Raw genomic sequence first — 7,349 nt, 5'->3', positions numbered from 1 at the left:
AGAAGGGGGTGAAATTATTTTGTGATAATTATGGACAAAGCTTCAGGACGAGTTTTATAATTTAACCTGGAAAAAGTGGGGAATAAATCTGATACCGGGGTGGGGAATAAAGCTGATACTTGACACTAGAGGGGGATTTGAAAGAAATTGAGAGTAAGCTGGAAAAACTTTTGGACCTGTATTTATATGGCGGGTTGTCAGCAGAAGAATACTCAGCCAAAAAACAGAAATTTCTAACTAAAAAGATAGAACTACAGGAGAAAATCAGGGATTTTGAGCAAAAAGAGCTGTCTTGGCTCGAACCGGCTCAGGAGTTTGTAAGGTCCTTGAATTATGCGGAAAAATTAAGGATGTCTAATAATTTTTCAGAAATGACAACATTTCTAAAAAATATCGGCTCGAACCACATTTTACAAAATCGCCAATTGATTTTTTCCTTTAAAATTCCCTACAATCTGGTCGCCGAGTCCCGCCGAACGCGGGACGAGGCGTTGACCTTTCCTGAGTGGTGCCCCTGGACGGAGTCGAACCGCCGACACAAGGTTTAGGAAACCTCTGCTCTGTCCTTTCTGAGCTACAGGGGCACTAATTTAGTTCAGAACTGCAATTTTTGCTCTGCAAAAATTGCATGGTCGGGGCGAAAGGATTTGAACCTTCGACACCACGGTCCCGAACCGTGTGCGCTACCAGACTGCGCTACGCCCCGAAAATACTTTTCACTAACTCACTGTAGTTTTTAGTATAAACAGCACCCATTATGTTGTCAAATTATTTTCTTTGACTGAGATTGATCTCTGGTGCTATTATATTTAGTTTATGATAAAAAATAGCCTGATAATAAAGGGTGCAAGGGAACATAACCTAAAGGATATTGATATCGAGATACCGAGAAATTCCCTTGTTGTTATAACAGGCATCTCTGGTTCTGGGAAATCCTCTCTTGCATTTGATACCATCTATGCCGAGGGACAGAGGAGATATGTGGAATCACTCTCTCCATATGCAAGACAGTTTCTCGAACAGATGGACAAACCAGATGTTGACTCCATAGAAGGGCTTTCTCCAGCGATCTCGATAGAGCAAAGAACTACTGCAAAGAACCCCCGGTCAACAGTAGGCACTGTTACAGAGATACATGATTATCTAAGAGTCCTTTTTACACGAATCGGACGCCCTTATTGTTATAACTGTAGCAGAGAGATTGTTGCCCAGACCATTCAGCAGATCGTTGATGCTGTGCTTGGACTCCCTGAAGGAACAAGGATACAGATACTTTCGCCCATTGTGAGGGGGAGAAAGGGAGAATACAAAAATGAACTTCTCCAGATGCGTAAGAGTGGATATGTGAGGGCAAGAATAGACGGTGAGATGAGAAACCTATCTGAGGATATCACCCTTAAGAAAAGCAAAAAACATGATATCGAGATAGTTATTGACCGCCTGATCATAAAAAAGGATATTGCAGGCAGACTATCAGACTCAATAGAGCAGGCGGTGAGACTCTCAGATGGACTTGTGATTGTTCATTTAATTGATAGTCGAAACGATATCCTTTACAGCGAAAGACTTTCATGTCCTGATTGTGGAATAAGTTACCCTGAACTCACACCGAGGTTTTTCTCTTTTAATAGTCCTTATGGGGCATGTCCTATGTGTGACGGTCTTGGCACAGTGTTTGGAGACGGGAAGGGTATAAATCCGTGTTTTCAGTGTAGTGGGAGTAGACTCAGAAAAGAGGCTTTGAGTATAAAGATAAAAGGTCTCTCTATTGCTGATATATCAAGGATGACAGTTAAATCTGCACTTTCATTCTTCCGGGATTTAGTCCTTACAGATCGTGAAATGACTATTGCAAGCAGGATACTTAAGGAGATTACCGAAAGGCTCTCATTCATGATGAATGTGGGACTTGATTACCTGACGCTTGACCGTTCTGCAACAACCCTTGCTGGGGGTGAGGCACAGAGGATAAGGCTCGCCACTCAGATAGGTTCATCCCTCACGGGGGTGCTTTATATCCTCGATGAACCAAGCATCGGACTTCACCAGAGAGACAACCGTAGATTGCTCGATACACTCTCTCTACTGAGAGATCTCGGTAATACTGTGCTTATTGTCGAACATGATGAAGAAACAATACGGAGGGCAAACTACATCATTGATATGGGTCCAGGCGCAGGGACCCACGGTGGAAGGGTAGTTGCATCAGGAACACTCTCTGATATTATTAAATCCGAAGAATCACTCACAGCCCAGTATCTTAAGAAAGCCCTCAAGATACCTGTTCCACCCAGAAGAAGGAAATCAAAGGGTTATCTGACAATAATCGGAGCAAAGGAAAATAACCTTAAAGAGATAGATGTAAGGATACCACTCGGAGTTCTCACCTGTATAACCGGGGTCTCAGGCTCAGGGAAAAGCACTCTTCTAATAGATATACTATATAAGGCGCTTTTGCAGAGGCTACATAACAAATCATCAGTCCGTTCAGGATCGCACAGCAGGATACTAAATGCCGATGCAATAGATAAAGTCATAGAGATAGACCAATCCCCTATAGGTCGAACACCTCGATCAAATCCTGCTACATATGTAGGGGTCTTTACACACATAAGAGACCTTTTTGCTCAGACACCTGACGCCAGAATGAAAGGATATAAAGCAGGAAGATTCAGCTTTAATGTCAAAGGCGGAAGGTGCGAGTCGTGCCACGGAGATGGAGTGATAAAGATTGGAATGCACTTTCTTCCGGATGTGTATGTAACCTGTGATGTCTGTAAAGGTAAGAGGTATAATAGAGAGACTCTTGAGATAAGGTATAAAGGAAAAAACATTGCCGAGGTCTTGGAGGCAACAGTCTCAGAGGCATTAGAGTTTCTTATAAATATCCCGTATATAAAAGCTAAACTCAAGACACTTGAGGATGTAGGACTTGGCTACATCACCCTCGGGCAGCCTGCTACCACACTATCAGGTGGAGAGGCACAGAGGATTAAACTTTCTAAAGAACTTTCTAAAAGAGAGACAGGCAGGACCCTTTATATCTTGGATGAACCGACAACAGGGCTCCACTTCGATGATATAAAAAAGTTGTTGAATGTTCTTAATCGCCTTGCGGATAATGGGAATACTGTTGTAGTGATTGAACATCACCTCGATGTGATAAAGACCGCTGACTATATAATTGACCTTGGACCAGAGGGAGGAGACGAAGGTGGATGGATAGTTGCAGAGGGGACGCCTGAAGAGGTTTCTGAAATACCAGGTTCGTATACAGGGCAATTTCTCAGAAAAATATTAGAGAATGAATAAGGAATGATAGCCTCGAGGATAAAAAAACAAAGGATACTGGTTATTAGTTTTTTACTTATCACTTATCACTTATCACTTATCACTTTCTTTTACGGGTGCACCTCTTCCCAGCAGAAAACATATAAGAAAAGCCAGTTTATGATGGGCACCGTAGTTACAATTACAGTGGTAAGCGACTATAGGCAGAAGGCTGAAGAATCAATAGATGCTGCATTCTCAGAAATAAGAAGGCTCGAGGGAATGATGTCAATCTTTAAGGAGGATAGTGACATTTCACTTATAAACCATTCTGCATATAAGAGGCATATTACAGTTTCGCGAGAGGTAATAGAACTACTATCAAAGGCTAATACCATCTCCAGAGTTACAGATGGCGCATTTGATATAACTACAGGAAAACTCAGCATGCTATGGGGATTCAGCAGTGATATTAATATAGAGAAAAATGATCCTCACCTTCCATCAGACGCTGAGATAAAAAAAGCCCTTCCCTTTGTTATGGCTGAAGGCATCATAACCAATGAGAGGGAAAGAACTGTATACCTGAAGAAAAAGGGGATTATTATTGATACAGGTGGGATTGCAAAGGGATATGCAGCTGATGCTGCATTGGCTGTGCTCAAAAGTAATGGTATAACAGATGCAATAGTGGCAGTTGCTGGAGATGTAAGGGTCTCGGGAAAACGGCAGGATAAAAAACTATGGCGTGTGGGTGTCAGACATCCAAGAAAAGAGGGAAAGATCCTTGCAACACTTGAGTTGACCGATAGGGCTATCTCTACATCAGGTGATTATGAGAGGTTTTTTATCAAGGATGGGATAAGATACCATCACATTCTTGACCCGAGAACCGGGTATCCTGCGGGAGAATGTCAGAGCGTAACAATCATCGCAGATGATGCAGTAACAGCAGATGCCCTCGCAACTGGTGTGTTTGTCCTCGGTCCTGAGAAGGGTATGAAACTGATAGAATCAATGAAGGGGGTAGAGGGCATCATCGTGGATAAGAATGGCAGGGTACATCTTTCTTCATCTCTGAAGGGTATAAAGATTGAAGACTGAAAATACACAATCACAGATAGAGAATAGTTCTACTTCTTTACTGAGAGTAATATTTAATCTGCTCACACCAGCAGACAGGATATTAATATTCCTTGCCCTTACGATATCTATCAGCAGTATCTTTCTTTTAAAAGGCTTTGCACTTCAAAAAGAAGGTGACATGGTTATCGTCGAAGTAGGTGGAGCAGTTGTGAAGACCCTTCCCTTAAACAGAAACGATATTATCGATATAAATAATGGGAAAAATGTTATTGAGATAAAGGATGGGAGGGTGCGGATGTTGCGGGCTACATGTCGCGACAAGATATGTGTAAAACAAGGCTGGATTAAGAATAGCGGTGAGGCTATTATATGTGTTCCTAACAGGGTAATTGTCAGGATAGAAGGAATAAAGGATAATTCACTTTATGATGCAATTACAGGATAAGGGGGAGATTTTTTGGGGATCGTCTTTAAGAGAGACGGTATATCTTTCACTTCTTGCTGCATTTGCAATAGTAATACACGGCATGGAGATTGCTATCCCATCACCTATACCATGGCTGAGAATAGGTCTCGCCAATATAATAACCCTTACAGTATTGCTTATATTCGGATTAAAGGCTGCTATTTATATAACACTTATAAGGGTTATTATTGGTTCGTTTCTCTCAGGTACATTTCTTGGCCCTGCATTCCTTCTAAGTTTTTCAGGCGGGGTTGCAAGCACAATAGCAATGGGGATAACCCAGAGAATATTTGGCAGAATATTCAGCCCTGTAGGCATCAGCCTAATAGGTGCATCTGTCCATAATGTTGCACAGATAGCTGTTGTTTATCTTGTATTGATAAGGCGTAAGGAGGTATTTTTATTTCTTCCGGTGATTTTATTCCTTGCAGCGATCACAGGAATATTCAATGGCATCATATCGTCATTCTTAATCGGACATCTGAAGAAGATTCTTAATAAGTCTAACCTTTCTCTATAAAAAACAAAAAGAGAGCAAGGCACGCCCCAAAGTTATTCTTAACCAGAATGAGCCAGATAAACCCAAAAATAATTGACAAACACTTAAAAATGTGATACACATATTTATGTGATACAAGGAGTGTCATATGAACAGACAGAATGTAACCTTATCGTTACCTAAGTCCTTATTGAAAAAAGCCAAGGTGGTAGCAGCAAAGAAAGAGAAATCCCTGAGCGAACTTTTGAAAGAGGCACTTGAAGAAAAAGTAAGAGAAGATATTGACTATAAAAATGCGCGACAGAGACAGTCGAGGCTTCTCAAGATGGGGCTTGATCTTGGAACAGAAGGTCATATAACAATCTCAAGGGAAGAACTCCATGCGAGGGAATAAGGTATTTCTCGATACAAATATCATTATTTATGCCTATGATGTTTCTGCTGGAAAGAAACATGAGATAGCCAAAAAGATTGTGATGGATTTATGGGATTCCAGGCTTGGGGTTATCAGTACGCAGGTTCTACAGGAATTCTTTGTCACTATAACAAAGAAAATACCAAAACCAATAGAGATAAAATTAGCAAAGGAGATCATGCGTGATCTCTTAAAATGGGATGTTGTTGTCAATGATGGAGGATCCATATTAGAAGCTACAGGGATACACGCTCTGCATAAGTATCCCTTCTGGGACTCTCAAATCATCCAGTCTGCCATAAGAGGTGGTGCTTCATTATTATTATCTGAAGATTTATCTGATGGGCAAACTGTTGATGGCGTTGAGATCAAAAATCCTTTCCATAGGCAAAGGTCAACACTCCATGGCTGAGGTCATATGATTGTGAGGCAAAACGATTTTTGCACAGAATTTGCTCACGAGGTCTGTTTATGGCATCGAGCTTGCAGAGACAGACAGAATCCTTTATTGGAATAATGGAATGCAAAGGGGCGTGTCGAAAGACATGCCCCTTTTGTATTTATTTGCGGGATAAATGGAATTATTTTGACAGATTTATTTTAAGAAATAATGGCATGAAATCTGCATATGAGGTGAAATTGCTGGCTATTGTAGAAGGGATAGAAGATGAAAGAAGCCTCTCGCCAACTGGAACACTACATCTGGTCATTGGCAGTGTTGTGGTCAGTAGTCATTGTCGTGTCGCTGGGGTATAACATGTTCAAGGTGAGACATGATACCCTGGAGTCAGCGCGCATTGAGGCAGCGGTCGCTTACGAGATGACCATTCTTTACCGCCACTGGAATGCCAAACATGGTGGTGTCTACGTGCCGGTGACCGAAGAGACGCTGCCTAACCCCTATCTGTCTCATATATCCGAGCGCGAATTCAGAACGCCGTCGGGTAAACTCTTGACTTTGATGAATCCTGCTTACATGACGCGCCAGGTGTATGAACTGGCGCAGGAGAGAAGCGGTATTCGCGGACACATTACGAGCCTGAATCCGATTCGCTCTGAGAACGCTCCCGACCCATGGGAGACCAAAGCACTTCAATCCTTCGAGCATGGAGAGACCGAAATCAGTTTGGTCGAGAAAATGGAAGGGAAAGACTACATGCGTCTGATGCGCCCTTTGATTACCGAGAAGGACTGTTTGAAATGCCACGCCGCTCAAGGATATAAGGAGGGAGACATCAGGGGAGGGATTAGCATTTCGATCCCCATGGAGCCCCTGTGGGCTATTATGCGTATCCACATGCTCAGGTTACTCATGGGTCACGGTCTGCTATGGGTGATAGGCTTGAGCGGAATTGCATTGGGAGGACAGCGACTAAAGCGGAGCGACCGGAAGCGCAAGCAGGCGGAGGAAGAACTCAAAAGATTGAATGAAGAGTTGAATGGCTATGTAAAACGGCTTGAGGCTGCGAACAAGGATCTGGAAAGTTTCAGCTACTCCGTCTCTCACGACCTGAGAGTGCCACTCAGGGCGATTGACGGCTTCTCCAAAATCCTGTTAGAGGATTATACTGATAAATTAGATGAGGAAGGTAAAAGGTTACTGAGCATCGTAA

Annotated in this window: 7 protein-coding genes and 2 tRNA genes; 7 read left to right on the top strand and 2 right to left on the bottom strand. The window is 42.4% G+C overall.

Translation table 11 applies throughout. The features are described 5' to 3' along the window. Positions 1-506: 506 nt before the first annotated feature. Both AB1488_11665 and AB1488_11660 read right to left on the bottom strand, forming a co-directional pair. Positions 507-584: transfer RNA gene (locus tag AB1488_11665), tRNA-Arg, on the bottom strand. 45 nt (positions 585-629) lie between these two features. Next, a tRNA-Pro gene (locus tag AB1488_11660) sits at positions 630-706 on the bottom strand. Between the two features lie 110 nt (positions 707-816). Here AB1488_11660 and uvrA point away from each other — a divergent pair. The 7 genes from uvrA to AB1488_11625 all read left to right on the top strand — a co-directional run. Next, complete coding sequence (uvrA, locus tag AB1488_11655) at positions 817-3,312, top strand: excinuclease ABC subunit UvrA (GenBank protein ID MEW6410741.1); 2,496 nt, start codon at positions 817-819, stop codon at positions 3,310-3,312. A 3-nt stretch (positions 3,313-3,315) separates the two neighbouring features. Then, positions 3,316-4,374, top strand: coding sequence for an FAD:protein FMN transferase (locus AB1488_11650; GenBank protein MEW6410740.1), 1,059 nt, complete (start codon positions 3,316-3,318; stop codon positions 4,372-4,374). Next, the gene (locus tag AB1488_11645) at positions 4,364-4,801 is read left to right on the top strand and encodes a NusG domain II-containing protein (GenBank protein ID MEW6410739.1); all 438 of its coding nucleotides are present in this window, start codon (positions 4,364-4,366) and stop codon (positions 4,799-4,801) included. Before AB1488_11650 ends, AB1488_11645 begins: the two co-directional genes overlap by 11 nt. After that, a complete protein-coding gene (locus tag AB1488_11640) occupies positions 4,782-5,342 on the top strand; it encodes a Gx transporter family protein (protein MEW6410738.1) in 561 nt (186 codons plus the stop codon). The genes AB1488_11645 and AB1488_11640 overlap by 20 nt, the downstream gene beginning before the upstream one ends. Positions 5,343-5,469: 127 nt before the next feature. Continuing rightward, positions 5,470-5,715 carry a DUF6364 family protein gene (locus AB1488_11635; GenBank protein ID MEW6410737.1) on the top strand — a complete coding sequence of 82 codons (246 nt, stop codon included), beginning with the start codon at positions 5,470-5,472 and terminating at the stop codon, positions 5,713-5,715. Continuing rightward, on the top strand, positions 5,702-6,148 hold the full coding sequence (locus tag AB1488_11630) for a PIN domain-containing protein (protein MEW6410736.1): 447 nt from the start codon (positions 5,702-5,704) through the stop codon (positions 6,146-6,148). The genes AB1488_11635 and AB1488_11630 overlap by 14 nt, the downstream gene beginning before the upstream one ends. A 255-nt stretch (positions 6,149-6,403) precedes the next feature. Then, the coding region (locus AB1488_11625) for a DUF3365 domain-containing protein (protein MEW6410735.1) at positions 6,404-7,349 on the top strand (946 nt) is incomplete at its 3' end.

Source organism: Nitrospirota bacterium (genome assembly GCA_040756155.1).
In the GTDB taxonomy this organism is placed as follows: Bacteria; Nitrospirota; Thermodesulfovibrionia; order JACRGW01; family JBFLZU01; genus JBFLZU01.
Note: the sequence above shows the minus strand (reverse complement) of the source record. Positions and strands in the feature narration are given on the sequence as shown.

Coding starts and splice junctions, on each gene's coding strand:
- AB1488_11630 (MEW6410736.1), top strand. CDS start 5,702: ATGCGAGGGAATAAGGTATTTCTCGATACAAATATCATTATTTATGCC.
- AB1488_11650 (MEW6410740.1), top strand. CDS start 3,316: ATGATAGCCTCGAGGATAAAAAAACAAAGGATACTGGTTATTAGTTTT.
- uvrA (MEW6410741.1), top strand. CDS start 817: ATGATAAAAAATAGCCTGATAATAAAGGGTGCAAGGGAACATAACCTA.
- AB1488_11635 (MEW6410737.1), top strand. CDS start 5,470: ATGAACAGACAGAATGTAACCTTATCGTTACCTAAGTCCTTATTGAAA.
- AB1488_11640 (MEW6410738.1), top strand. CDS start 4,782: ATGATGCAATTACAGGATAAGGGGGAGATTTTTTGGGGATCGTCTTTA.